A 26,228-nucleotide genomic window follows, 5' to 3' on the forward strand; every position below is an offset into this window, starting at 1 on the left:
ATGGACGACGTCTTCGATCTCCGCGACCTCACCATTCCCTATGTGCTGGACCGTCAGGCGAAACAACGCCCTGACAAGCTGTTCCTTACCGAATACTGGACAGGCCGCACCTGGACCTACGCTCAGATGGACCAGTGGTCCACCCGGGTGGCGCACGCGCTCTCCGCAGCAGGCGCGGCCAAGGGCACGCACATCGGGCTGTTCCTTGCCAATTCGGCCGAGCACGTGGCTGTGTTCTTCGCGATCGGCAAGCTCGGCGCGGTCTCGGTGCCGGTCAACACCGCGGCGCGGGGCGAGCTTCTGCACTACTACTTCGGCCATGCCGACGCGGAGATGATCGTCGTCGACGAAGAACTGCTGCCGCGGCTTGCCGAGGTGCTGCCGCAGCTGCCTCGAATCAAGCAGGTGTTCGTGCTCGGCACCGACCGCAAGGCGGTGGCCGCCCAGGTGCTTGCCGGGCTCGGTGTCCCCGCCGCCGACCTGCTGGAGGCGACGCAGCGCGCGGGCAGCGAAGCGCTGAACGTGCCCGTGAAGTGCTCCGACCTGCTGATGTTCGCCTTCACCTCCGGCACCACCGGGCCGTCGAAGGCCTGCATGCTGCCGCACGCGGCGGCACTCACCTACGGCACCAGCGCCGCGGAAGCCCAGGGGTACCGCGAGAGCGACATCTTCTACGTGTGCCTGCCCCTGTTCCACAACAACGCCCTGCTCGCCTCGATGGCGTCCATGCTGGTGGTGGGCGGCTCGATGGTGCTGTCGCAACGCTTTTCGGCCTCCCGCTTCATGGCGGAGATCCGCGACTCGCACGCCACCATCACCAACTTCCTCGGCGCCATGTCGACCTTTCTCTGGTCGCAGCCGCCGCAGCCCGGCGACGCCGACAACGACCTGCGCCTGGCCAGCATGTCGCCGGCGCCCTACTTCACGGCGGAGTTCGAGAAGCGCTTCGGCCTGAAGGCGATGAGCAACTACGGCCTGTCCGACTTCGGCACGGTGTCGGCGTTCGTGCCCGGCGCACCGGCCGAGAAGCTGGGCTCGATGGGCAAGGCGCGGCGTGGTTTCGAACTGCGGATCGTCGACGAGGACGACTTCGAGTGCGCGCCGGACGAGATCGGCGAACTCGTCATCCGCTCGCACGAACCCTGGCGCGCCGCCACCGGCTACTACAAGATGCCGGAAGCCACGGTGGCCGCCCACCGCAACCAGTGGTTCCACACGGGCGACCGCGCGCGCCGCGACAAGGACGGCTACTTCTGGTTCGTCGACCGCAAGAAGGACTGCATCCGCCGCCGCGGGGAGAACATCTCTGCCTTCGAGGTGGAGCGGGTGATCATGGGCCACCCCGCCGTCGCCAACGTCGCGGTGTTCCCGGTAGCCACCGCAGAGAAGGACGAGGAAGTGGGCGCCGCCGTCGTCGTGCGCGACGGCCAGCGCCTCAGCGAGGCCGACCTGGTGGCGCACTGTGCAGCCAACATGTCCTACTTCATGGTGCCGCGCTACATCCAGGTGCTGCCGGAGCTGCCGACCACCACCAACCAGAAGATTGAAAAGTTCAAGCTGAAGCAGGACATGGAAGCGGCGCTCGGCTCGGTCTGGGACCGCGAACAAGCGGGCATCGTGCTGAAACGCTGAGGAGGCGCGACGGCCCGTCTGCGTCGTCTCAGGCCTGCGGCGGATTGCGCCACCGGCCCGTACAACGCGAACCGCGCCGGGTGGTCGTCCGCACCCTGGTGCACGCCCTGCCGCGAATGGTCCCGTCAGCGCCCGATCGAATGCATGTCATACACCGGCGAGCGGCTGAGCGAGCCGCCCTCGGCGAGCAAGGTCTGGCCGTTCACGTGCGCGCTCAGGCCGCAGGAGAGGAACAGGATCACCGAGGCGATGTCCGGCGGCGTGCCGAGTTCGCCAAGCGGATAGTGCGCAGCCGCCCAGGCAAGCGCTTCGGGTTTCATCGTGGTCTTCACGCGCGGCGTCAGCACCAGGCCGGGTGCCACGGCGTTCACGCGCACGCGCATGGGGCCGAACTCCACGGCCGCCGCGCGTACCAACTGCTCCAACGCCGCCTTGCTCGCCGCGTACGCCGCGCGCTGGTGGCTGATGGCCTGGCCGGACGTGGAGCTCACGAACACCATGCTGCCGCCGCCGCTGCGCGCGATGGCGGGCCCGATGATCTGCGCGGCGAGAAACACATGCCGCACGCCGACCTCGAACTGCCAGTCCCAGTCTTCGTCGGTCGTTTCCGTCAGCGCGCGGTGCAGCGGCTGCCCCAGGATGTCGACGAGGCCATCGATGCGGGCGAAACGCTCCAGCGTCTCGTCGCGCAAGCGCAGCACGTCTTCGCGGCGGGTGGCGCTGCCGGTGAAGGCGTGGCCGCCGACCTGCCGCGCGACCGCTTCGGTCGGCTCGGCGCGGCGCCCGACGCAGACGACCTTGGCGCCGGCTTGCGCAAGCGCATGCGCCGATTGCCGGCCGATGCCCTGACCAGCGCCGAGCACGATGAACACCTTGCCCTCCAGGGACAGCATCTTTCGATAGTCCGGCACCGGCGCGGTGTCTGGTTCTTCGCTCATGGCTCTCCTTCCTGTGAGGGCGGCGTCAGCCGGCCCGGCCAAGCGCTTCGGGCAGCCCGTAGGCGCGGATGGCAGTGCCGGCGAACAGGTCCGCCTTCTCCGCTTCGGAGCAGCCTTGCGCCATGCGCTTGAATGCATTCCACAGCACGCGGTAGCTGCAGCAGCCCTTGTCGACGGGGAAGTTGCTCTCGAACATCGCGCGCGCGGGCCCGAAAGCGTCGATGCACGCCTGCACGTAAGGGCCCCAGGCCTCGGCCAGCTCGGCGGACGTCGGCGGCAGATCGCGCTCGTGAAAGTCGAAGCCGCCAAGCCGCATGCCGATACCGCCCAGCTTGATGAAGGTGTTGGGCCGCTTTGCCAGCGCGTCGATCGTCCCCTTCCACTCGCGGAACACGTCGTCCTTGCGCCCGGCATAGGGGCCCAGCGCAGCGCGGCCGCCGAGGTGGTTCACGATCACGCGCGTGTCCGGAAACGCATCCACCAGGTCGATGAGTTGCGGCAGCTGCGGGTGGTAGCACCAGGCGTCGAAGCTCAGGCCCAGCGGCGCGAGCTGCGCAAAGCCCTGGCGGAAGGCGGGGTCCGGCATCAGGCCCGGCGGCGGCGGCTTGAGCAGCGAGCTGACCTCGGGACTCGCGTCCCAGGCCACCATGTGGCGGATCCCCTTGAACCGCTCTGGCGCGCGGTCCTTGCAGGCCTGAAGCACTTCGCGCGCGAACGCGCCCATGGTCAGGTCCACCTTGCCGACGATGCCCGCGCAGGCGCGCACGGCGCCGTAGCGGCCGCTGGCGCTCGCGGCGCCCACGCCGTTGATGTATTCGACTTCGCCGACCGAAGCGAAGCGCGGGTCGCCCTCCGCCCGGTACATCGACGAGCATTCGACGAACACCGTGCCACGCACAGCGTGCCCGGTGTTCAGGTCGGCGAGCAGCTCCGGCAGCTGGTACGTGCTGTGCGGCCGGTCCCAGATGTGGTGATGCGGATCGACGATGGGACGCTGCGCATCCAGCACGTCCTCGGTGCGCAGCGCGAGCCACGCGTCGTCGACCCAGTGGTGCGGCGGGGCGCCGCGTTTTATCGCGGCTTCGCGCGGCGTCATGCGGGATGTCTCCATGCTGTTTGCCCGTCCGCCGCTCACAGGCTGCCCAGCGTGCAGCCGACTTCTTCCTTCGAGCCGTACAGCGGCTCCATCTCCTGCGGCGTCATCGGCTTGCCGATGATTCGCAGGGCGTCGTACTTGTCGGTCACCTTCTCCCTCACTTCGGTGCAAACGAGGCGCGTGATGAACTGGTGATCCCATTCGCGGAAGTAGCCGGGGACGCCCGCGGGACGCACGGTCTCGAGCCCGCGGACGATGGCAGCCGGTTCGGCGGACCCTTCCTTCTCGATCGCCGCCAGGATCATGCGTGCGCAAATCCAGCCTTGTGCGCAGCTTTGCGAGGCGGGCCGGCCCGTGGCTTTCAGCACCGTCTGGTTCAGCGCCCGTTCCTCCGGCGAGTTCTGCGGATTGTTGAAGTGCCAGTACTTGCCCATGATCCCGCTTGGATTCGGCTGCGCCCAGATCTCCTCGTCACCGATCGTCAGGCTGCCCAGCGGGATCTTGCCGCGCATGCCGAACTCGTCGTATTGCTTGAGGAACGCGGTGAGGTCGGTGCCGGCGATGCCCAGTGCGATCACGTCGGGCCGGGCCTGGCGGATCTTCAGGATGATCGAGCTGAAGTCCGTGGTGCCGACGGACGCGGCGTCCATGCCCACGTCCTGGCCGCCGGCCGCGAGCAGCTCCGACTTGAGCATCTGGTAGGCCTCGTGGCCATAGGCGTAGTTGCCCACAAGGAAGTACCACTTCTTGCCGCGCGGCAACAGCTGCTGGGCGAGCAGGCGTGCATAGACGATCGGGGTGCCGTTGTTGCGGAACACGTAGCGATTGCAGTTCTTGCCGGTGATCTCCTTGGCCAGTGCGGCGCTGATGATCGTCGGCATCTTCTGCTGCGCGGCCACCGAGGCGATGGCCAGGCCCGTGGCGCTGTTGCTGCCGCCGATGACAGCCGCCACCTTGTCCTCCTGCGCGAGCTTCTGCATGTTCTGCTGCGCCCCGAGCGGGTTCGGTTCGTCATAGGCCACCCACTCCACCTTGCGCCCGATGACGCTGTGGTTCGCCTGGTCGAGCGCCACCTTGATGCCCATCGTGGTGGCCTCGCCCTGGAGCGCGAAAGGCCCTTGCCGCGGCAGCAGCGAGCCGAGCTTGATGGTGCCGCCCGACTGCGCAAACAGGGGCGGCGCCGCGATGGCGGCAGCTGCGCCGCCGGCGGCCTGGAGGATGTGGCGGCGATTGAACGCCGATGCGGTCTTCGACATGGGAGGTCTCCTCGGGTTGGTCGATGCGGGAATGCTCTGCCGGCCGCCTTCAGGCGGCCAGGATCTCGGTTCGTACGGGCGGTGCGGATTCGTCGTGTTCCACCAGGCCCAGCAACCTGGCCTGCAGGGCGGCGTCGGCAGCCAGCGTGGCGGCATGGCCCTCCCACGCCACCTTGCCGTTGACCAGCACGCAAGCGCGGTCGACGATGGACAGCACCTGCTCGGCATGGTGTTCGACCAGCACCATCGCCACGCGGCCGCGCAGCTTCAGGATGGCCGCCATCACTTCGTTGACGACGGCGGGCGCGAGCCCTTCGAACGGCTCGTCGAGCAGGATCAGCCGGGCCGGGGCGACCAGCGCGCGTGCGATGGCAACCATCTGGCGCTCGCCGCCGGAGATGCTCTCGGCGCGCGACTTCTGGATCGTGCGCAGGCGCGGGAACAGCTCGAACACTTCCTCCAGCGCCATGCCGCCAGGGCGCATGGCGATCAGCAGGTTGTCCACCACCGTGAGGTTCGGGAACAGCCGGCGGCCTTCGGGAACCATGGCGATCCCACGCCGGTTGATCTCGAACGGGCGCAGGCCGCGGATCGAGTGGCCCACCCAGCGCACTTCGCCCTCATCGGCGGGCAGCATGCCGAACAGCGCGCGCAGCAGCGTCGTCTTGCCCACGCCGTTGCGCCCCAGCAGCGCCAACGCCTCGCCTTCGGAGATCTGCAGCGACACGCCATCGAGGATGCGGCCGCCCCCATAGCCTGCGGCCAGCCCGTTCACTTCGAGCAGCGGCGCCCCTGCCCCGGCTGCGGCCCTCGGTGCGGGCGCCGCGTGCACGGACCCGGGCGCGGCGCCGAGGTACGCCTTGACCACCTCCGGATTCGCGGCGACCTCCGCGGGCTTGCCGTCGGCGATCAGGCGGCCCTGGTGCAGCACGGTGATGCGGTCCGACATCGCCAGCACGCGGTCGATGTCGTGTTCGATCAGCAGCACCGCATGCGAACGCGCCAGGGCCGAGATGATTGCGGACACGCGCTGGCGGTCCGCTTCGCCGAGCCCCGCCAGCGGCTCGTCGAGCAGCAGCAGCTTGGCCTCGGTAGCCAGCGTGATGCCGATTTCCAGCAGCCGCCGCTCGCCGTGGGACAGGTCGGTGCACAGCGCCGCGGCTTTCGCGTCCAGCCCGACGGCCGCGAGGATGGACCAGGTGCGGGCATTGGTGCGCTCGTCACCGTGCGCGTCGCGCCAGAACGCGTGCGAGCCGGGCTGCGTGGCCTGCACGGCAATGCGCACGTTCTCGAACGCCGTGAGGTTGGTGAACACGCTGACGATCTGGAACGAGCGCGCCAGCCCGAGCCGGATGCGCTTGTGCATCGGCAGGCGCGTGATGTCGCGGCCCAGGAAGCGCACCACGCCGTGGTCGGGATTCAGCACGCCGCTCAGCATGTGGAAGAACGTCGTCTTGCCGGCGCCGTTGGGCCCGATGAAGCTGTGCAGTTGGTGCGGGAAGACGTCGAAGTCGTAGCCCGAAGCGACCTTCAGCGAGCCAAAGCTCTTGGTCATGCCGCGCACCGACAACAGCGGCTCGCCGGCGCGCGTGGCGAGCTGCGCCAGCGGCGCGTAAGGCCGGATCGTCGCCGGGCGCGGTGGGATGCCGGGGCGCGTCAGGGTCCAGCCGCGCCGTCCGGCGATGCGGCGGAACAGGCCGTGGATCCCTTCCGGCGCCACGAGCACCACTGCCATCAGCACCGGCGCGAACACCAGCCACCAGTTGTTCAACAGGGCGCCGAGCTGGTCCTCCAGCACGATGAAGAGGATGGCGCCCCACACCGCGCCCATGAGGTGGTGCACGCCGCCGAGCACCAGCATCAGCACGGCATCCGCCGCATGCTCCCAGCTGAGCGAGTTGGCATAGACACCGCGCATGAAGAAAGTGAGCAGCCCCCCGGCCAGGCCGGTGACGGCTGCGGAAATCGTGAACGCGGCGAGCTTCACGCGGTACGTGTCGTAGCCGAGGCTGGCCACGCGCTGCTCGTTGTCGCGAATCGCCTGGAGCAGGCGTCCCAGCGGCGAGTGGGCCAGGCGCCAGAGCAGGCCGATGCCGACGAGCACCACCGCCACCACGAAGACGTGATACGCCAGCGCCGACTCCAGCACGGGCCGCGGCACGCGCTGCAGGCCGTTCTCCCCGCCGGTCATCTCCGTCCACTTGTAGGCGATCTCGTAGCAGATCTGTGCGCACGCCAGCGTGAGCAGAGAAAAGTACAGGCCTTTGCGGCGGAGGATCAACGCACCCACGGGCAGCGCAACCACCACCGCGAACAGCACCGCGAACGCCAGGCCGAAAAATTCGCTGCCGGACTTGAACCAGTGCAGCGCCGAGAGCGCCGCGGCATACCCCGCGACGCCGAAGAACACCGAGCCGCCGAAGGGAACGAGCCCGAGATAGCCGATCAACACGGCGATGCCGGCTGCGTACAGCACATAGATCGCGATCTGCGTCACGCGCCCGAGCGGGAGGTGGGTGAACAAGGTTGCCAGGCTCAGAAGCAGCAGCACGGCCGCAACCTGCACGACCGGGTGTCGCACGATGGCTTTCATCAAAAGTGCTCCCAGTGCTCGCCGAACAGGCCGCGCGGGCGCACGAGCAGGATGGCGGCCATCAGGAGGTACATGGCGACGCCAGCAGCGGCAGGATAGAACTGCGTCGTCATCGCAGTGGTAAGGCCGACGAGCAAGCCGGCAATGACCGCCCCGCCATAGGAGCCGAGCCCACCGATGGTGACGATGACGAAGGCCGGCATGATCGCCTGCGACGACATGCCGGGCGTGACGGACCACAGTGGTCCGGCCAGCACGCCCGCCGCACCCGCCAGCATGCAGCCCACGCCGAACGCGCCGGTCAGCACGCGCGGCAGGTTGATCCCCAGCATGCCCACCATCTGCGGGTCGCGGCTGCCGGCACGCAGGATGCGGCCGTAGGGCGTGAACGAGAGAAAGGCCCAGAGCCCGAGGAGCAGCGCTACCGTGATGCCGAGCACGGCGGCGCGGTATGTCGTGGTCAGGACCGGGCCGTACTCGATGAAGCCCTGGAACACCGCCGGCGGCATGAGCGGCTGCGTGCTGGAGCCCCACACCGTGCGGATGATCGATTCGATGAACAGCGACAGCGCGAAGGTGAGGACCAGCGTCATGAGCGGGTCCTTGCCGTAGAGCCGCCGCACCAGCAGCACCTCGACCACCATGCCCACGATGCCGACCCCGACAGGTGCGAGGATGACAGCGGGCCAGCCGAACTGCTGCTGCAGCGTCAGGGCGAAGTAGGCTCCGAGCGCGAAGAATGCGCCATGGGCCACGTTGACGATTCCGAGCAGCCCGAACACGATCGACAGGCCGATCGAGATCAGGATGAACAGGAACCCAAGCACGAGGCCGTTGACGGATTGGGAAAGGATCACGTCGATCATTTGTCCAATATATCATTGGCTGGACCATTGACAATAGCGGCTTTCCATACCGCCACCACACCAGGACGCCCATGACCCCGTCGAAACCCGGTCGCCGCACCGCCCAGCCGCGGGTCGAACTGCAAGTCGCGCCTGTCGCGCCGCAGCGGATCTTCCAGGAGGTAGCGGCCCAGCTGCGCCGGATCATCTCGGAGGGCAAGCTCAAGCCGGGCGACAAGCTGCCGCCGGAGCGGGAACTGGCAGCGCTCTATGGCGTCAGCCGCAACACCATGCGTGAGGCACTGCGCGCCTTGGAGCTGTCGGGGCTGATCGAGCTGCGGCTCGGTGCGACGGGCGGCGCGTTCGTGCTGGAGGGCAGCTCGAACGCAGTGGTCAACGGCATGCGCGACCTGTACTTCCTCGGCGCGATCACGCCGGAGCACCTGACGGACGCGCGCATTTCGATCAGCGCCGCGGTGATCCGGATGGCGGTGGAGCGCATCACCGACGACGAAATCGACGGGCTGGAAGAGAACGTCGCGGCGGCAGCGCGGGCCCACGCCAGCGGCGACTTCGCCGCACGCACGGCTTACCACCAGGCGTTTCACATGCTGCTTGCCAAGGCCACGCGCAACCCGATCCTGATCGCGGCCATGGAAGGCGTGATGGAAATTACCCGCCAGTTCGTCAAGGCCATCGGCCCGCAGGAGTGGCCCACGCACACCTTGCCGTCGCGAAGGCGGCTGCTCAGGCACCTGCGCGCGCGGGATGGCGAAGCCGCAGTAGCCGAAATGACCAGCTCGCTGCGCAAGCTGCACCGCGGCTATCTCGTGATGGCGAGGGGCCTCAAGCCCGGGGAGCCGGTGTCGCGAAGGGAGTGAGTGTGCGGGTGGGGCGGCCCGGTCTTGCGTCCAGACGAGAAACTGGGCCACACTGGGAGTTTGGTCCAACCATTTTAATTCTTTACCGCAATGCCCGAACTCCGATCGCAGCACGCGTCCGCAGGCCCCCTCGCGGGACTGCGCGTCGTCGACTTCACCCATTTCCTGGCAGGGCCCACCGCCACGATGATCCTCGCCGACGGCGGGGCCGACGTCATCAAGATCGAGAACGCGTTGCGCGGCGACGAGTTCAGGCACTTCCAGCCTCCGGAGCCGCGGCTGGGCGGCGAAGGTCCACCGTTCCTATGGGTGAACCGCAACAAGCAGAGCGTCGCGCTCGACCTCAAGTCGCAAGCGGGCCGCGAGATCGCGCTCGCGCTGGTCGACCAGGCCGATGTCGTCGTCGAGAACTTTTCCGGAAAGGTGATGCAGAAGCTGGGCCTGGGCTGGGAAACGCTTGCCGCGCGCAACCCGCGCCTGGTCTATTGCGCCGTCTCGGCGTACGGCCGAGAGGGCCCGCTCGCCGATCGGCTCGGTTTCGATCCGGTGGTGCAGGCCGAAAGCGGCTTCCTGTCGATGAACGGCTACCCCGACCGCGAGGGGGTGCGCAGCGGCTCGTCGGTGATGGACCTCTCGGCCGGCATGATGGCAAGCAACGCAATCCTGCAGGCCGTGGTCGCCCGCTACCGCACGGGCAAGGGGCAGCGCGTCGAGGTGGCGCTGTACGACACCGCGATGATGATGATCGGCTACGTCGCCGCGCAGCACCTGTTCAGCGGCGTGCAGTACCAGCGCGTGGGCAACGGCAGCGCCGACACGGTGCCGACGGGCGTGTTCCAGGCCAGCGACAAGCCGTTCTTCCTGGTCTGCTCGAGCACCCCTACCTTCCAGCGCGTCTTCCGCGACGTCGCGGGCATGCCGGAAATCGCGGACGACCCGGAACTGATGAAGCCGCCCGGCCGGATGGCGCACCAGGCGCGACTCGTGGGGCTCTTGCGCGACCTGTTCGCGACGCAGCCGCGCGAGCACTGGCTGGCGAAGATGCGCGATTGCGGCGTGCCGGCCGGTGCCGTGCGGACCATCGAGGAGGCGCTGGTGTCGCCCGAGACGAAGGCACGCGGGCTGGTCACCGAGATTCCGCATCCGACGGCGGGCAAGGTGCCGAACATCGCCGGCCCGATGCGCTTCAGCGATACCCCCGTGGTGGCGCCGGTTGCCGCGCCCGTCCTGGGCCAGCACACCAGGGAAGTGCTGGAACGGGTGCTCGGGTTCGATGCGGCGCGGCTGGAGGCGGCGGCGAAAGCAGGCGCGTTCGGCGCGTCGAACGCGTAGGCGATCAGCTGGCCGATGCCGGCTTGAACACGGGGAAGCCCTCGCCGGTGCTGTCCCAGTCGATGGCGACGGCCTGGCCGATGGCCAGGCTGCCGTAGGGCGCATCGATGCGCGCCAGCACGCGCGGCCCTTCGGCCAGCTGTACCAGCGCCAGGGCATACGGCACGAGCTTTTCGAGTGCGGGGGGTGCGACGCGGCTGTGGGTCAGCGCGAAGATCGCTCCGCGCCCCGAGGCCGGTCTCCACTGCACGCCGCTCTCGCTGAAAAGGCTTTGTGGCCGCGGATAAAACTGCGCGCGCCCGGTCGCGTTGTCGAACTGCAGCATCAGCTTGCGCTCGCGCAACCCGTTCCAGAACGGCGCGCTGATATCGGTCAGGTGTGTGTTCATTGCCCTCGCTCCAGCAGCATCACGCTGCTCGTGCCCCAGGTGCGGGCGTACTGGATGACGCCGATGCCGGTGAGCATTGCGTTGCCGTGGTCCTTCACCTGGCGTTCGCCGGCTTCGCCGAACAGCTGGCGGATGCACTCCACCAGGTTCACGCCGCCACCGGCGAGGCCGGGCTGGCCCGCCGAGATCTGGCCGCCGCTGGTGTTCAGCGGCAAGTCGCCGCCGATGTTGAAGTCGTGCGCCGCCACGAACGCGCCGCCCTGCCCCGCTTCGCAAAACCCCGTCTGTTCGAGCTGCAGGATCAGCGCGATCAGGAAGTCGTCGTACCAGTGCAGCATCTTCACGTCGCGCGGGCGCATGGCCGCCTGCCGGAAGGCGCGCGGCGCGACTTCGCTGAAGCCGGTGCGCAGCATGTCGCCGCACTCTTCCCGCGGGTCGAAGTTGATGCGCTCGGCGTAGCCGATTGGATGCGCCATCTTCAGGCCAAGCTGCCTGGCCAGCTTGCTCGAGGTGACCAGCACCGCGCTGGCACCGTCGCAACGCATGACGCAATCGAGCATGCGCAGGGGATCGGACACCACTTTCGAATCGAGGTAGTCGCGTTCAGTGAGCGGCTTGCGCAGCACGTCGCAGGCGTTCGGGTTCAGCAGCGCGCCGTTGCGTTGCGTGACGGCGAGCTTCGCCAGGGCATCGTGCGGCAGGCCGTAGCGCTGGTCGTAGACGTTGCTGAGAAGGGCAAAGGCGGTGAGCGGCCCAGCATAGCCGGCGGGATCGCAATACTCCGTCCGGTGACCTGACTGCAACGACCGATCGACCGTGGACACCGCATCCGTGGCCACGCACAGCACCATCTCGCACAGGCCGGCCTCGATCGCCATTGCGGCGCGGATGATGTTGCCGCCCGCCGAGGCTCCGCCGATCTCGGTCGCCTGGCACCACGACACCGACAGGCCCAGTCCCTCGGCAAGCAGGTTGCTGTAGAACGGGTTGCCCCCTTCCGACATCGACAGGGTGGTCGCGAAGCCGTCGATGCGATCGCGTTCGATGCCGGCCTGCTTCAGCACCGCGTCCACCGCTTCTCCAGCGAGCGACAGCGCGGTCCGGCCGCTGCGGCGGACGAGTTTGGTTTCGGCGTAGCCGGCGATGGCCACGCCGCGGTCTGTCAGAAAAGGCATCGGGTCTCCTGGTGTTGAGTCACGCGCATCCACCCGAGTCCGGCAGCGCGTCGAGCACGTCGGCACCGTCGGCCGCCATATCCTGCACGCCTGCGTCCGGATGGCGTCCTGGGCGTCAGGCGACCGCCGGTTGCTCTGCCGGCACGTGCGCCTTCTTGGGCTCGGTGGCGCTCAGCGCGCCGTTGTCACGCAGCTGCGCCAGCTTCGCGGCGTCGTAGCCGAGCACTTCGCCGAGCACTTCGTCCGTGTGCTGGCCGACCGCCGGCGCCGGCTTCGGGTCGACCGTAGGCGTCTCGGAAAAGCGGAAGGGCATGCGCACGTTCGGCATCCAGCCCACCACCGGGTGCTCGATGCGCGTGACCAGTTCGCGCGCCTGCGCTTCCTTCGAGCGCAGGGCAGCGCCGACGGTGCGGACCTCGCCGCACGGGATCTGCGCGGCGCGCATGCGCGGCTGCCAGTACTCCCACGGCTGCTGCTTGAACAGGTCCTCGAGGATGCCGAAGATTTCTGCGCGTTTGGCAATGCGCCCGTTGCGGTCCTTGTAGACCGGATCATCGGCAAGGTCGGGCCGCTCGAGAACCTGCGAGGCGAGCCGATGGAAGATCTTGTCGTTGCCGCAGTTGATGTAGAAAGGCTTGTCCTTCGACTCGAAGACGCCAGAGGGGCACGTGTCGGGGCTCGTGTTGCCGTGCCGCTGGGGATCCGCGCCGGAGAACATGTGCTGCATGGCGGCGTAGCCCGTCATCAGCACGGCGTTGTCGAACAGCCCCACTTCGATGTACTGCCCTTCCCCGGTGCGGCCACGCGCGAGCAGCGCAGCCAGGATCGCATTGCACGCCATCATCGCGGTGCTGATATCGATCACCGGAGACAGCGTGCGGACGCCCTGCCGATCGGGATAGCCATTCATGGAGATAAAGCCGCTTTCCGCCTGGGCGATGGGGTCGAAGCCGAGGCGGTCGGCGAACTCGCCTTCGCGGCCGTAGGCGGAGACGGAGAGGTAGACGATGCGCGGGTTGATCTTCTTCACGCTCTCGTAGTCGAGCCCGAACCGGTCCATCACGCCGGTGGAAAAGTTCTCCGCCACGACGTCGGCATGGCGGATCAGCTCGCGCACGACGGCCAGCCCTTCCTCGTTCTTCAGGTTGACTGCGACGCTGCGCTTGTTGCGGTTGGTCCACATGTGAGGCGCGCCTTGCGCGGGCAACTGGGGATGCAGGGGCGGATAGTGGCGGAACTCGTCGCCGCGGCCGGGGGTCTCGACCTTGATCACGTCGGCGCCCATCTCGGCCATGATGGTGGTGGCGTAGGGGCCGGCAATGAAGTGCGTGAAGTCCACCACGCGGATTCCCTCCAGTGCCGTCGGAGCACCGGCCGGGCGGGGCTTGTGCAGGGGCAGGTCCTTGAAGCTGTCGAAGTTCGTCGCGGTGGTGGGCGTGCTCATGAGGGGTTCTTCCGGCCTGCGGCGTTGTTTTCCATTGGTTAGACCATTATACTTTCGCAGCACCTTCCGTCAACCCTCGCCGAGGACATCCATGGACATCGATGCCCGCTACCACCTCCTGAGCTTCGAGCAGATCGCACAGCTCAAGGCGCGCTATTGCCGCTACATCGACACGAAGCAGTGGGACCGCCTGCCCTCGGTGTTCACCGACGACTGCAGCTTCGAGGGTCTCGGCTCCGCGCCGCCCGGCGCCGACGTGGCCACCTTCGTCCAGGGTGTCTCCACGCGCCTGGGCCCCACCATCTCGGTGCACCACGTGCACCAGCCCGAGCTGGTCCTGACCAGCTCGACCACGGCCACCGGCGTGTGGGCGATGGAGGATTTCGTCGAGTGGCAGGACGGCGGCGCCGTCAAGGAAGCGCCCGGTTCGAAGGGCTTTCGCGGCTACGGCCACTACGAAGAGCAATACCGCAAGGTCGGCAGCGAATGGAAGATCTGCTTTCTGCGCCTGACGCGCCTGCGCATCGACGCGGTGCCCGCCGACAGCCCTCCCGCCCGAATGGGCGCTTGCCAGGCGTCGCCCGACTGGGTCGAGAAAGCGGCCAGCCAGGCAGAAGCCGAGATGCTGAACTGGAGCACCAACTGATGTTCCGCTGCGGTGTCTTCAGCCGCAAGGCGACGGCGCAGCTTTTCTTCCTCCCACGCATTTCCCCTCCGCAAAGATGAGCTTCGCCACCACCGCCGACCTTCCGCCCGCCGAACCGGGGCGAGTACCGCTCCACACCCGCCGAATCGAGATGCAGGGCTGGCGCCGCTCGGACGGCATGTGGGACATCGAGGGCGAATTGCTGGACCGGAAGAACTACGACTACGTCTCGTCAGAGGGCCAAGCGCGCGCGGCCGGCACACCGGTGCACAACATGAAGATCAGGCTCACCGTGGATGCCCAGATGACGGTGCGGGCGATCCAGGTGGCCATGCCGCACACGCCTTTCGCCGAATGCCATGGGGGCGCGGCACCGCTCCAGGGCCTGGTCGGCGCATCGCTGATGCGCGGCTGGCGCAAGGCCATCGACGAGGCTGCCGGCGGCATCGCGGGCTGCACGCACCTGCGCGAGCTGCTGCCGCCCATGGCGACAACCGCGTTCCAGACCGTGATGCACGACATCACGATGGGCAAGCGGGACCGGGGCGAGGATGTCTATGCCGGCGACAAGCCGCCGGCGGCCTTCGGGCAGTGCATTGCATGGGATTTCGACGGCGCCGTGGTCAAGCGGGTGGCGCCGAAGTTCGCAGGCTACCGCCCTCCAGCTTCGAAGTGACCGGCAGCGCCTGTCGTTGCTTCGGCTTCAGGCTATCCCTCGTTGCGCGAAATGAGTTCTTTACTATCATCTGATGAATGTGAACGCAAGTTCGCAACCTCTGTCGCAGGCTCGGACCTTGCTTTCAACTTCTTCAGAACTGTAGGTGGAACCTTTGAGACCTCTTCATCGCCTCCTCGCCTCGCTCGTCTTGACCCTGTCTCTCGGGGCCGCAGCCCAGACGACCGGCGCACCCATCGTCATCGGTTCCTCCATCCCGCTCACCGGCGGGGTTTCCACCTTCGGGCAGCATTCGCGCTGGGGCTCCGAACTCGCCATCGCCGAGGCCAATGCGGCGGGCGGCGTGCTCGGCCGCAAGATCGAGATCGACTTTCAGGACAACCGCTGCAACCCGGCGGAGGCCGTCAAGAGCGTCACCAAGATGATCTCCGACAAAAAATACGTCGCGATCCTCGACGGCCTGTGCAGCTCGGTGGCGCTCGCCATCATGCCGCTCGTCGAGCGGGCCGAGATCCCGTTCGTGGTGGCCAATGCGTCCGCCACCTCGATTGCCGAGAAGTCGGGCGTGGGCGGCAACAAGTGGACCTTCAAGGTGAACCCCACCGACGCCAGCATGCTCGACGCGCTGGTGACCTGGCTCGCGAAGGACGGCAAGGCCGGCAACATCGCCTTCGTGGGCGAGGACACCGACTTCGGCCGCGCCGGCTCCTCGGGTTTCGAGAGTGCGCTGAAGAAGCACAACCTGAAGCTGGCGAGCGTCGACTTCTACCAGAAGGGCACGGCTGACTTCAGCACGCTGCTCGCCAAGATCAAGTCGAAGAAGCCGTCGATGGTTGCGATGTACGCCATCGATGCCGACTTCCAGAACGCGATGCGCCAATGGCACGCCATGGGCGCCGGCATTCCGCTCACGGGCCGCGTGCTGGTCGACCAGGTGCCCAAGGAAATCCTCGCCAGCGGCACGCTCGACGGCACCGTGGCCGTGCAGCCGTACGACCTGAACGTGGACCTGCCGGCCAACAAGGCCTTTGTCGAGGCGTACCGCAAGAAGAACGGCGAGGCGCCCATCCTGGTGGGCTTCGAGTCCTACGAGACCACCCGCATCCTGATCGACGCGATCAAGCGCGCAGGCAGCACCGAGCCGGCGGCCGTGCGCGAGGCGCTGACGAAAACCAAGTACCCGTCGATCCTCGGCGCGACGCTGGAGTTCGACGCCAACAACCTGGTGCACAACAATGCCGTGATCCTCGGCATCCAGGGCGGCAAGGTCGTGGTGCTCGGTTTCAGCAAGACCTGAAGCTGGACTGATCAGGAGCGAGGGGCTCGTCGCGCGCCATCCGGCACTGCGCCCGGCCACTCTTCCCATCGCGCCGCGAGGCGAACAGGCAACGCGTGGAACTCAGCTTTCTCATTCAACTCCTCATCAACGGGTTGGTCATCGGCGTGATCTACGCGCTGATCGCCATGGGCCTGTCGCTCATCTTCGGCGTGCTGGAAATAGTGAACTTCGCGCACGGCGAGTTCTACATGCTGGGCGCGATGCTGGCGTACTTCCTGGCGGGCCAGCTCGGCATCGGCTACTGGCCCACCATCATCGCCGTGGTGCTGGCTGCCGTCTGCCTGGGCTACGTGCTGTACGAGGCGCTGCTGCGCTCCGTCAGCGGCCAGAGCTTCGAGCGGAGCATCCTGCTGACTCTCGGCCTGTCGATGGTGCTGCAGAACGGCGCCGTCTACCTCTTCACCACCACGCCCAAGATGCTGCAGAGCAGCTACACCTACGCCAACGTGGTGCTCGGCGACGTCCGGGTGCCGCTGCTGCGGCTGTTCGCGCTGGGGCTCGGGCTCGCCGCCTTCGTGATGCTTTACCTGATCCTTCACCGCACGCAGGTCGGCAAGGCCATGCGCGGCGTGGCCCAGAACCGCGAGGCCGCGACCATGGTGGGCATCGACGCACGCGCGGTCTCGAGGCTGGCGGTCGCCATCGGCATCGGGCTGTCCGGCCTCGCCGGCGCGGCGCTCGCTCCGATCTACGCGGTGCATCCGCTGATGGGATTCGCGTTCGTGTTCAAGGCCTTCGCGATCATCATCATCGGCGGGCTCGGGAACGTCTCGGGCGCAGCGATCGCCGCCGTTTCGCTCGGCGTCCTCGAAAGCCTGATCGGCGGCTTCCTGCCACAGGTGATGGTCGACGGCTTCGCCTTCGGCGCCATGATCCTCATCCTGCTCATCAAGCCCGAGGGACTCTTCGGCCGCGGGGTTCGCGTATGACGCGGCCGGTCGCATGGCTGGCCGTGGCGGCCGGGCTGCTGGCGCTGTTCGCCCTGCCCTCCTTCACCGCCAATGAATACCTGCTGGCGCTCGGTGTCAGCTTCGCTGCCTTCTCCGTGCTCTCGGGCGGACTCAACCTGGTGTACGGCTACACCGGCCTGCTTTCCTTCGCGCAGGTGGGCTTCTTCGGCCTGGGTGCCTACACGGCGGCCCTGACGGTCACCGAACTGGACTGGTCGCTCTGGTGGGGCGCGCTGGCAGGCGGGGCGCTGGCGGCGGCCGTGGGCCTGGGCATCGGCTACTCGTCGCTGCGGCTGTCGCGCCACGCCTTCGCGATCGTGACGCTGAGCTTCGCGCTGCTTTGCATGATCGTCTCTCGCGACTGGGTGTCGCTCACGCGTGGCGCGATGGGCATCCCGGGCCTCCCGGTGCCCTCGCTCGACCTGCCGGGCGGCATCCACTGGCGGCTGAACAAGCCCTCGGACTTCTACTACCTGCTGATGGGCTTCGCGGTGCTGAGCCATGCGCTGATCTACCTGGTGGTGAGCTCGCGCCTGGGCCGCGCGCTGCGCGCCATCAAGCTGAACGAGCCGCTGGCGCAATCGCAGGGCATCAATCCACTCGGCTACAAGCTGCTCGCCGTCACGCTGTCGGCCTTCCTGGCCGGCGTGCTGGGGGCCTTTTTCGTCTTCTACCTGACCATTGCCGACCCGTCGCTGTTCGACTTCTACTACACCGAAACCATGCTGATCATGGTCATCCTCGGCGGGCCAGGCAGCTTCTGGGGCGTGCTCTTCGCGACCGCCGTCCTGTCGGCACTGCCCGACCTGCTGCGCTTCACCACCGACCTGCGCATGGTGCTCTACGGCCTGATCCTCATCGCGGCCATGCTGGTGTTTCCGGGCGGCATCGGCGGCTGGTTCGAGCGGCGGCGCATCGCGCGCTGGCGCAACCGCCCCTACGGCGATCCGGCCGACCGGACCAGCGCAGGCAAGCGCCTTCCGGAGCCAGGCCAGTGAGCACGAATCCACCCCTGCTGGAAGTGCGCGGCCTCACCAAGCGCTACCTGGGCCTCACGGCCGTGGACCGCCTCGACTACCAGGTCGAAGCCGGCTCCATCGTGGGACTCATCGGCCCCAACGGATCGGGCAAGAGCACCAGCATCGACTGCATCAGCGGCTTTCAGCGTGCCGATGAAGGCGAATGGTTCCTCGAGGGCAAGCCGCTGGCCGGCCTGTTGCCGCACAGGATCGCGCGTGCCGGCCTCACGCGCACCTTCCAGACGGTGCGCGCCTACGACGACATGAGCCTGCTCGACAACCTGCGCGTTGCCGCGCAGGAGAGCGACGGCTGCGGGTGGCTCGCTTCGTTGCGCCGCAGCCGGGCGGTGCGCGACAAGGAGGCTGCCGCCGCGCGTCGGGGCCGCGAGTTGCTGGACACCGTGGGACTGCTGGCCTATGCGGACGCACCCGCCGCGATCCTCTCGTATGGCCAGCGCAAGCTGCTCGCGATCGCGGCGAGCATGATGGCCCGGCCGCGCCTGGTGGTGCTCGATGAACCGGTGGCCGGCGTCAACCCGACCATGGTGCGGCACATCGAGACCGTGATCCGAAAGCTCAACGCCGAGGGCGTGACGCTGGTGATCGTGGAACACAACGTCGACTTCATCATGAATCTCTGCCAGCGCGTCGTCGTCCTCGAATCGGGCCGCAAGATCGCGGACGGGGCGCCTGGCCTCATCCGCAGCGACCCGCGCGTCCTCGCCGCCTACCTCGGCAAGCAAGGCGCGGAAGCCGAGGCCGGCCATGTCTGAGCCGCAGGTACGCCAGCCGCTGCTCGAATTCGATGCCCTCTCCGCCGGCTACGGAGACAATCCGATCGTGCGCGACTTCAGCGCCCGCATCGACAGCGGCAGCATCACGACGATCATCGGCCCCAACGGCGCCGGCAAGTCGACCTTGCTCAAGGCGGTGTACGGGCTCAACCGCCACTTCAGCGGGAGCCTGCGTTTTGCAGGAGAGGCCATCGAGCAGCTGTCCTCGCGCGAGCGGCTGCGGCGCGGCATCGGTTTCGTGCCGCAGGGGCGCTGCAACTTTCCGCTGATGACGGTGCGGGAGAACCTGGAGCTCGGCGCCTACACGCTGAAGGGAGCCGCCGTTGCGCAGGCCATGGAGCGCGTGATCGAACAGTTCCCCATGCTCGGTGCCAAGCTCAAGGTGCTGGCAGGCAATCTCAGCGGCGGCGAGCAGCAGGTGCTCGAGACCGCGATGGTGCTCGAGGCGCAACCCCGCCTGCTGCTGCTGGACGAGCCCTCGCTGGGCCTGTCGCCGGGCAACCAGGACCAGATCTTCGATTCGATCGCCACCCTGCGCAGCAACGGCCTCACCGTGCTGGTGGTGGAGCAGAACGCGCACGGCGCGCTGCAGATCTCCGACACCGGCATCGTCATGGAACTGGGGCGCCTCTTCCTGATGAAGAGCGCGGCCGAGGTGATCTCGGACCCGCGCATCAAGGTGGCCTACCTGGGCGGCTCGGCGGCCTGAGCCGCCGGCCGCCGGCTCACTCGTCGGCCGGCACCGACTCGATGGTCGGCGTGACCCGCCCGGTCTTCTTCGGTGTCGCCGCCAGCATCGCGACCCGCGCCTTCTCGGCGCGCTCGGCGGGCAGGCGCGTGATGCGGATGGCGCGCTCGACGAAGTCGTTCTCGTCGCCCTGGATCATCAGGTCGAGGAAGGTCGTGATGCCCTCGAGCTTGGTGCGCAGCGTCGCCTTGTCTGCGTCCTTGCGGGTCTTGCTGTTGCTCAGCTGGGCCTGGATGGTGCGCACGATGCGCGGCGCGAAATAGCGTGCGGGCTCGTCGTCCACCTGCACCCGGTAGGCGCCCAGCGGGTCCACGCCCTCGACGCACAGCGGCTGCGCACGGCACACGCTGACGGTGATTCGCGTCTCGCCGGCGGCCACGATGCGCCGGGCATCCAGGACCACGATGCCCTTGTTGCTCGGCTGGCGCAGCAATGGCTCGTCGGGGCTGCGGTCGCTGAACTTCAGCGATACCTCGGCACCGGCCGCCAGCGGCGGCAGCGTCACGAATCCGCCAGAGGCCACGTGCACGAGCTCGTCCTCGCCTTGCCACACGCTCGCAAAGGGCCGCTTCTGCTCCAGCACCATGCCGGCGATCCGCCGCGCCGTGGGATTGCGCACCGTCACCGACATGCCATCCTCGCTCGTGAGCACGACGAGATCCTCGTAGTCGGCCATGCGCTGGTAGAGGTCCCGCTGCGTCGCGATCCAGTAGTTGCTGCGCTCGGCCAGGTTGATGCAGTACCGCACGTAGTCGAGCGAGCCCTTGCCGTCGTTGACGGACGGGTCGCGCGCCAGCTCCGGGTGGTATTGGAAGCTGAAGACGCCGTTCTCCAGCACATCGTCGACGCCGCGCTGGCGCGCACTGTGGCCGCCGAAGATGGTTTCGACCAGTTCGTACGCCGCGTCGTATTCGTGCGTGCGATCCCACCCGCGCATCGGCCGCCATTCGGCATCGGTGGTGACCACCGCATGAAAGGGGTACCAGATGCCCGGCGTGGCGATGGTGCGCCGCAAATCGGTGATGTAGGTCAGCTCCTTGCCACCGATCGCGCCTTCGACCATCGCGTTGGGGTCGCGCACCCCGTACTCGATCATGTGGTAGTAGCAGAAGGTGCACATGCCCAGCACGCTCTCGTGGTTCGCGTACAGGTAGTCCATGGCGTCCAGCGTTTCCGGATGCATGTGGCCGCCCGCGTGGCGCCCGCAGGTGCAGACCGTGAAGCCCAGGCTTCTCTCGGCGTTGATCAGGTGCGTGAAAAGACCGGTGCCGTAAATGGCCGTGGGCGGGTCCCCGATCGAGCTGTCGTTGTGCAGTGCCGGCTCGATGAAGTTGTTGCGGGTCGTCCGTGCCACCCAATCCTTCGCCATGGGCTCGGTGATGTTGGTGGAGAAGCCCGGGTCCTCGATGTCGTAGCTGCCGGGGATGAGGTTTTGCAGCTGGTAGTCGAGCATCGTGTAGTCGCGCATGCCGTGCACGTCGTGCCGGAACGAGAGCACCCCGTCGTAGGTGCCGAAGGCACGCAGCCGCGTCGACCAGAGGTCTGCCAGCCCGACATCGCGCAACAGGCGGCGAATGAAGAAGAGCAGCGTGTCGCCCCAATGCGTCGGGTTGGCCCAGTGCCGCACCGGCTCGACATTGAGGTGCGCCTGCATCATCCCGCCGATCAGTTCGAAGACCTGGTTGGCAATGAAGACCGTGCGATCGGTGGTCACGATGCCGGGTCCGATCCGGCGCGATTGGACGGTCTGCGCATTGCTCAGGTCACCCGCGAAAGCCATCAGGTCGGCCAGCACCCGGCTGCCCGCCGCCGGCTCGACCCGCTGCACCCTGTGGCCGGCATAGCCGCTGACGTAGAGCGGCTCCCAGGCCGGGCCCGAGAAAGGCGAGTTCTCGAGCCATTGCCAGCCGGTGTAGCCTTCGGCCTGCACCGATTCGATCGACTGGAGACCGAGCAGTGCGGGCGGCAGGTTGGTCTTGCCCGACACGATCAGGCGACCCTGGGTGCGCCCCAGCCACTGGGTAATGCGTGCGATGGTGGTGTCTGCCAGATGCGCGGCATTGGGAATCAGCAGTGCCCGGCAGTCGGCCAGCACGGCGTCGTCGAGCGAGGCTTCTTCGACGAGGTCGTGCTTGAGATTGCAACGGGCCAGCAGCAGGCCTGCCGCATTCGGGGCGAGGTAGGCGTACTCACCCTTGAGCCAGGTGCGCTGCTCGCCGAAAGCGCTGTCGAAACGGTACGTCTCGCTGCGCTCTGCAGCTTCAGATGCATAAGCGGCGCGGCTGCGCTCGCTGAAAAGAACCACGAGCCGGTGTCCACGCGGACCTCGCCATGCATTCATGTGCTGCCTTCCAAGGAGGTGTGACGGACCATGCTCCTCAGACGATCCGGAAGTACATGCCGTCTCGGCAAATACTAGCGCAGGTCGATTCGGACCCGCTGTCTCAATCCGGCGCCGAAGACGCGACCGCGGCGCCCTCGATGCCGTGGCGCGCCAGCGATGCGGCGACGAAGCCGCTCGCCTTCTGCATCTCCACATAGCGACGCAGCAAGGCCAAGGCCTCGGGCGGGCGCCCCTTTGGCAGGCCCATCGCCTGCTGGATCAACATGAAGTGCCCCGGGAGCAAGCGCAGGCCGGATACGCGGAGTGCGTCGGCTTCCATTTGTTGCTTCACCCCCGCGGCCACGTCGAGGTTCTGCTCGATGAACAGGTTGACGACGTCGCTGGAAAACGGTGTATGTACCAAGGTGGCGTTCTTCATCTCCCGGGTGAGGAACAGGTCGTAGGCGCTGCCCTTGGCCACTGCCACGCGATGGCCCGGCACATCGACCTCCTCATGGGTCTTGAGACGAGACTCGTTGCGCACCAGGTACGCACCTTCGATGACGACATAGGCCGCGGTGAAATCGATGCCCGCGCCGCGCACGGGATCGATGGCGAAGAATCCGATGTCGCACTGCTGGTTCGTGACTGCATCCACCGAGGCGGCCGCCGCCTTGAAAACGGTCATTTTCAAGCCGACGCCCAGCGCCTCGGCCAGGCCGCCTGCCATGTCGATCGAAACGCCCACCGGCTGGCCGGCCGGGTCCAGGTTGGCAAGGATGGGATTGCCCACGTTGATGGCGGCGCGCAGCACGCCCGTGGGCGCAAGGATGCGGACGAGTTCGGGCGTGAGGTCGAGGGTGGTGTGGTTCATGGGCGGTAAACGTTCATGCCTTGATGGCGAACGGATCGCGCACCTCATCGGAGAAGTCCACCATCACGTTCTTGCTCACGGTGAACTCTAGCAGCCCCTGCTCGCCGCGCTCACGGCCGTAGCCGCTTTCCTTGACGCCGCCGAACGGGCCTTGCGGCGACACCATGCGGTAGGTGTTGACCCAGACCACACCGCTGCGAATCTCGCGTGTCATGCGCATCGCCCGTGAGATGTCGCGGGTCCAGACGCCGGACGCCAGGCCGTAAGGCGTGTCGTTGGCGATGCGGAGTGCTTCTTCCTCGGTCTCGAAGGGGATCATCGACAGCACGGGCCCGAAGATCTCTTCCTGTGCAAGCCGCATGCGGTTGTCCACGTCGGCGAAGATGGTCGGCTGCACGAAGAAGCCGCGAGCAAGCTCCTGCTTCGAGGCGCGATCACCACCCGTCACGAGGCGCGCGCCTTCCTTCTTGCCCTCGGCGATGCAATCGAGGATGCGCCGAAACTGCGGTTCGTTGGCGGCAGTGCCCATTTCCGTCGTGCGTTGGCGCGGATCGCCCATCACGATCTTTTCCGCGCGCACGACCAGGCGGCGCATCATCTCGTCATAGATCGGGCGCTGCACCAACAGGCGAGAGCCGGCGATGCAGGTCTGCCCGGCTGCCGCGAAGATGCCTGCGAGCGCGCCCACTTCAGCCTTGTCGATGTCCGCATCGGCAAACACGATATTGGGCGACTTGCCGCCAAGTTCCAGGATCACGGGCGTGAGATGGCGTCCCGCCATTGCCGCGATCTCGCGTCCGCCGCGGCCGCTGCCGGTAAAGCTGATCTTGTCCAGGCCGCCGCCGCTCACCAGCGCCTTGCCGATCTCCACGCCTCCCGTTACCACGTTGATCACGCCGGGAGGGAACCCCGCCTCCTCGGCAAGCTTGGCGAACTCCAGCGTGGTGGCGCTCGCGTGCTCGGAAGGCTTGATCACCAGGCAATTGCCAGCCGCGAGCGCCGCAGGCAACTTGTTGCCCAACAAGGCGATGGGCGAATTCCAGGAGGTGATCACGCCCACGACGCCACAGGGCTCGCGCACCGCGTAGTCGAAGACATCACGCTGGTCCAGCGGGATCACCGCGCCCCAGATCTTGTCGGCATAGCCCGCGAAGAAGTTGAACGTGCGCGCGACATACAGCATCTGCGCATGCGTCTCGCGGATGGTCTTGCCGTTGTCCGTGCTTTCCAGCAGGGCCATGCGCTCGGCGTTCTGTTCCAGCAGTTGCGCCAGCCGGTTGAGCAGTTTGGCGCGCTGCATGCCGGTCGTCATGCGCCAGGTGGTCTCGAAGGCGTGGCGCGCCGCCGCCACCGCGTCGCGCACGTCGCTTTCGGTGGCCTCGGCGACTTCTGCCCAGACCTCCTGGTTGAACGGGTTGATGGCGGAGAACGAGGCGCCGCCCGATCCCTCCTTCCATTCGCCGCCTATGTAGAGCCTGTAGCGAGAGTTCATGGGCCGAAAGGATAGTCCCGCCGCGCAGTCCGGAGCATTCCAGTTTGCGATGAATGGATGCCGAAAGATTATTTTCAATCATGCTGGCTCTGCAGCAGACTGCCCGTCGCAAGAGCAAAAAGGGACAGTGTCGATGTATGTGCAGTCGCTGCCACCGGGCGCCGAGTTCGATTTCATCGTTTGTGGCGCCGGCAGTGCCGGTTGCGCCATTGCCGCCCGGCTTTCGGAGAGCGGCCGCCACCAGGTACTGCTGATCGAAGCCGGCGGCCGCGACAAGAACATCAACATCCGCGTGCCGCTGTTCGTCGTGAACCTGCTGAACGACCCGGATGTCACGTGGCCCTACTTGACCGAGCCGCAGGAATTCCTCAACGGCAAGCCGCAACGCTGGACGCGTGGCCGCGTCATCGGAGGCTCGGGCGCGATCAACGGCAACCTCTTCGCCCGCGGCGATCCGGCCGAATACGACAACTGGAGCAACAACCTGGGCTGCCGGGGGTGGAGCTACGACGACATGCTGCCGGTGTTCAAGCGCATGGAAGACTTTCCGGAGGGCGATCCCGCACTGCGCGGCCGCGGTGGGCCGATCCACTGCACGCGCCTGGACAACTTCGATCCGCTGTCGGGCGCGTTCGTCGAGGCCTGCACCCAGGCGGGCTACCGGCGCCTGCAGGATTACAACGACGGCAGCTACGAGGGTGCCTTCTATCTGCAGTATTCCACCCGTCGTGGCTTGCGCGACAACACGGCAGCCGCGTACCTCAAGCCCGCCCGCTCGCGGCCCAACCTCACGGTCCTCACCGGCGCAACGGTGGCGCGCGTGCTGATCAAGAATCGGCAAGCCGCGGGCGTCGAAGTCGTCCTGGGCCAACAGCGCGTCCCATTACGTGCCCGCCGCGAGGTGGTGCTGTCTGCAGGGCCGCTCGCCTCGCCGCAGATCCTGGAGCTCTCCGGCATCGGCAACGAAGCGCTCCTGCGCGAGCATGGCGTCCCGGTGGTGAACCACCTGCCGGGCGTGGGCGAAAACCTGCGGGACCATCCCAATACCCGCCTTACCTTCGAGTGCTCGCGGAAGATCACGATCAATGACGTGATCCGCAGCCCGATCATGAAGATGCGTGAGGGCATGAAATTCATTCTGGGGCGCAAGGGGCTGCTCACGATCTCGTCGTCCACGGCCCAGATGAACTACCGCAGCGGCCCCGACACCCCGCAAGCGAATCTCGTGCTGCGGCTCCAGCCGCTGTCCGGCGGCGACCGCTATGCACGCACGCCCGGAACGGGCATGGACATGTTCCCGGGTTTCACTTTCGGCGTGACGCCGCTGCAGCCCAAGTCGATCGGCCATGTGCATATCAAGTCCCCTGACCCGCTGCGGCCGGCCCGCATGGACCCTCGCTACCTTTCGCACGACGACGATGCGCGGCTGTTCGTGCGCGGCATGCGGGTCGGCCGCGATGTCGCAAACATGCAGGCACTGAAGCCTTTCGTGGTGCGCGAGACGCGGCCGGGCCCGAACATCTCCGACGATGAAGCGCTTCTTGGCTACGTGCGCGAGACACTGCAGACCTCCTGGCACATGGTCGGCACTTGCAAGATGGGCGTGGATGCCGCCGCGGTGGTCGATCCCGAGCTGCGCGTACGCGGCATCGAGGGCCTGCGTGTGATCGATTCCTCGATCTGCCCCACGCTGCCCTCCTCCGGCACCAACATTCCCACCATTGCCATCGCGGAGAAAGGCGCTGCGATGGTGCTGGCCGCCCATTGAATCATTTCGACGACCCGCG

General features: G+C 67.2%; 22 protein-coding genes. 11 read left to right on the forward strand and 11 right to left on the reverse strand.

The features are described 5' to 3' along the window. The gene (locus tag E5CHR_RS19700) at nucleotides 1-1,632 is read left to right on the forward strand and encodes an AMP-binding protein (RefSeq protein ID WP_162581405.1); all 1,632 of its coding nucleotides are present in this window, start codon (nucleotides 1-3) and stop codon (nucleotides 1,630-1,632) included. Between the two features lie 125 nt (nucleotides 1,633-1,757). Here the strand turns inward: E5CHR_RS19700 and E5CHR_RS19705 are convergent, their stop codons facing one another. From E5CHR_RS19705 to E5CHR_RS19725, 5 genes are read right to left on the reverse strand one after another with little or no spacing between them, the layout of a single operon-like run. Then, nucleotides 1,758-2,570 (reverse strand): SDR family NAD(P)-dependent oxidoreductase, encoded by an 813-nt coding sequence (locus E5CHR_RS19705; protein WP_162581406.1) that lies wholly within the window; start codon nucleotides 2,568-2,570, stop codon nucleotides 1,758-1,760. A gap of 25 nt (nucleotides 2,571-2,595) precedes the next feature. Then, nucleotides 2,596-3,666, reverse strand: coding sequence for an amidohydrolase family protein (locus tag E5CHR_RS19710; protein ID WP_162581407.1), 1,071 nt, complete (start codon nucleotides 3,664-3,666; stop codon nucleotides 2,596-2,598). Nucleotides 3,667-3,701: 35 nt separating this feature from the next. Continuing rightward, nucleotides 3,702-4,922 (reverse strand): ABC transporter substrate-binding protein, encoded by a 1,221-nt coding sequence (locus tag E5CHR_RS19715; RefSeq protein ID WP_162581408.1) that lies wholly within the window; start codon nucleotides 4,920-4,922, stop codon nucleotides 3,702-3,704. Nucleotides 4,923-4,971: 49 nt separating this feature from the next. Next, entirely contained in the window at nucleotides 4,972-7,515 is a 2,544-nt protein-coding gene (locus E5CHR_RS19720) for a branched-chain amino acid ABC transporter ATP-binding protein/permease (RefSeq protein ID WP_162581409.1), read from the reverse strand. Beyond that, entirely contained in the window at nucleotides 7,515-8,381 is an 867-nt protein-coding gene (locus E5CHR_RS19725) for a branched-chain amino acid ABC transporter permease (protein ID WP_162581410.1), read from the reverse strand. The genes E5CHR_RS19720 and E5CHR_RS19725 overlap by 1 nt, the downstream gene beginning before the upstream one ends. Before the next feature lie 71 nt (nucleotides 8,382-8,452). Between E5CHR_RS19725 and E5CHR_RS19730 the strand changes: the two genes are divergently transcribed. Then, on the forward strand, nucleotides 8,453-9,241 hold the full coding sequence (locus tag E5CHR_RS19730; protein ID WP_162581411.1) for a FadR/GntR family transcriptional regulator: 789 nt from the start codon (nucleotides 8,453-8,455) through the stop codon (nucleotides 9,239-9,241). 90 nt (nucleotides 9,242-9,331) lie between these two features. Then, nucleotides 9,332-10,573, forward strand: a complete 1,242-nt coding sequence (locus E5CHR_RS19735) for a CaiB/BaiF CoA transferase family protein (RefSeq protein ID WP_162581412.1) — start codon at nucleotides 9,332-9,334, stop codon at nucleotides 10,571-10,573. A 4-nt stretch (nucleotides 10,574-10,577) separates the two neighbouring features. Here the strand turns inward: E5CHR_RS19735 and E5CHR_RS19740 are convergent, their stop codons facing one another. The 3 genes from E5CHR_RS19740 to E5CHR_RS19750 all read right to left on the reverse strand — a co-directional run bounded on the left by E5CHR_RS19740 (nucleotide 10,578) and on the right by E5CHR_RS19750 (nucleotide 13,580). Continuing rightward, nucleotides 10,578-10,961, reverse strand: coding sequence for a Zn-ribbon domain-containing OB-fold protein (locus tag E5CHR_RS19740; RefSeq protein WP_162581413.1), 384 nt, complete (start codon nucleotides 10,959-10,961; stop codon nucleotides 10,578-10,580). Further along, nucleotides 10,958-12,136, reverse strand: a complete 1,179-nt coding sequence (locus E5CHR_RS19745) for a thiolase family protein (RefSeq protein WP_162581414.1) — start codon at nucleotides 12,134-12,136, stop codon at nucleotides 10,958-10,960. The genes E5CHR_RS19740 and E5CHR_RS19745 overlap by 4 nt, the downstream gene beginning before the upstream one ends. A 115-nt stretch (nucleotides 12,137-12,251) precedes the next feature. After that, nucleotides 12,252-13,580 carry a CaiB/BaiF CoA transferase family protein gene (locus tag E5CHR_RS19750; protein ID WP_162581415.1) on the reverse strand — a complete coding sequence of 443 codons (1,329 nt, stop codon included), beginning with the start codon at nucleotides 13,578-13,580 and terminating at the stop codon, nucleotides 12,252-12,254. 91 nt (nucleotides 13,581-13,671) lie between these two features. Between E5CHR_RS19750 and E5CHR_RS19755 the strand changes: the two genes are divergently transcribed. The 7 genes from E5CHR_RS19755 to E5CHR_RS19785 all read left to right on the forward strand — a co-directional run bounded on the left by E5CHR_RS19755 (nucleotide 13,672) and on the right by E5CHR_RS19785 (nucleotide 19,713). Next, nucleotides 13,672-14,226: a nuclear transport factor 2 family protein gene (locus E5CHR_RS19755; protein ID WP_197893863.1), complete on the forward strand. Its 555-nt coding sequence runs from the start codon at nucleotides 13,672-13,674 to the stop codon at nucleotides 14,224-14,226. A gap of 76 nt (nucleotides 14,227-14,302) precedes the next feature. Next, a complete protein-coding gene (locus tag E5CHR_RS19760) occupies nucleotides 14,303-14,902 on the forward strand; it encodes a DUF2889 domain-containing protein (RefSeq protein WP_162581416.1) in 600 nt (199 codons plus the stop codon). 190 nt (nucleotides 14,903-15,092) lie between these two features. Beyond that, a complete protein-coding gene (locus E5CHR_RS19765) occupies nucleotides 15,093-16,199 on the forward strand; it encodes an ABC transporter substrate-binding protein (protein WP_162581417.1) in 1,107 nt (368 codons plus the stop codon). A 95-nt stretch (nucleotides 16,200-16,294) separates the two neighbouring features. Beyond that, entirely contained in the window at nucleotides 16,295-17,170 is an 876-nt protein-coding gene (locus E5CHR_RS19770) for a branched-chain amino acid ABC transporter permease (protein WP_232062125.1), read from the forward strand. Further along, nucleotides 17,167-18,189: a branched-chain amino acid ABC transporter permease gene (locus E5CHR_RS19775; protein ID WP_162581418.1), complete on the forward strand. Its 1,023-nt coding sequence runs from the start codon at nucleotides 17,167-17,169 to the stop codon at nucleotides 18,187-18,189. The genes E5CHR_RS19770 and E5CHR_RS19775 overlap by 4 nt, the downstream gene beginning before the upstream one ends. After that, on the forward strand, nucleotides 18,186-18,983 hold the full coding sequence (locus E5CHR_RS19780; RefSeq protein WP_162581419.1) for an ABC transporter ATP-binding protein: 798 nt from the start codon (nucleotides 18,186-18,188) through the stop codon (nucleotides 18,981-18,983). The genes E5CHR_RS19775 and E5CHR_RS19780 overlap by 4 nt, the downstream gene beginning before the upstream one ends. Continuing rightward, on the forward strand, nucleotides 18,976-19,713 hold the full coding sequence (locus E5CHR_RS19785; protein WP_162581420.1) for an ABC transporter ATP-binding protein: 738 nt from the start codon (nucleotides 18,976-18,978) through the stop codon (nucleotides 19,711-19,713). The genes E5CHR_RS19780 and E5CHR_RS19785 overlap by 8 nt, the downstream gene beginning before the upstream one ends. Nucleotides 19,714-19,729: 16 nt before the next feature. Here E5CHR_RS19785 and E5CHR_RS19790 read toward each other — a convergent pair whose 3' ends face one another. The 3 genes from E5CHR_RS19790 to E5CHR_RS19800 all read right to left on the reverse strand — a co-directional run bounded on the left by E5CHR_RS19790 (nucleotide 19,730) and on the right by E5CHR_RS19800 (nucleotide 24,441). After that, entirely contained in the window at nucleotides 19,730-22,093 is a 2,364-nt protein-coding gene (locus E5CHR_RS19790) for a hypothetical protein (RefSeq protein ID WP_162581421.1), read from the reverse strand. 103 nt (nucleotides 22,094-22,196) lie between these two features. Then, nucleotides 22,197-22,949: an ABC transporter substrate-binding protein gene (locus E5CHR_RS19795; protein ID WP_162581422.1), complete on the reverse strand. Its 753-nt coding sequence runs from the start codon at nucleotides 22,947-22,949 to the stop codon at nucleotides 22,197-22,199. A 13-nt stretch (nucleotides 22,950-22,962) separates the two neighbouring features. Continuing rightward, on the reverse strand, nucleotides 22,963-24,441 hold the full coding sequence (locus E5CHR_RS19800; RefSeq protein WP_162581423.1) for an aldehyde dehydrogenase: 1,479 nt from the start codon (nucleotides 24,439-24,441) through the stop codon (nucleotides 22,963-22,965). A 133-nt stretch (nucleotides 24,442-24,574) separates the two neighbouring features. Here E5CHR_RS19800 and E5CHR_RS19805 point away from each other — a divergent pair, with 133 nt between their 5' ends. Continuing rightward, nucleotides 24,575-26,209 (forward strand): GMC family oxidoreductase, encoded by a 1,635-nt coding sequence (locus E5CHR_RS19805; protein WP_162581424.1) that lies wholly within the window; start codon nucleotides 24,575-24,577, stop codon nucleotides 26,207-26,209. Nucleotides 26,210-26,228: the final 19 nt, after the last annotated feature.

Source organism: Variovorax sp. PBS-H4 (assembly GCF_901827205.1).
In the GTDB taxonomy this organism is placed as follows: domain Bacteria; phylum Pseudomonadota; class Gammaproteobacteria; order Burkholderiales; family Burkholderiaceae_C; genus Variovorax.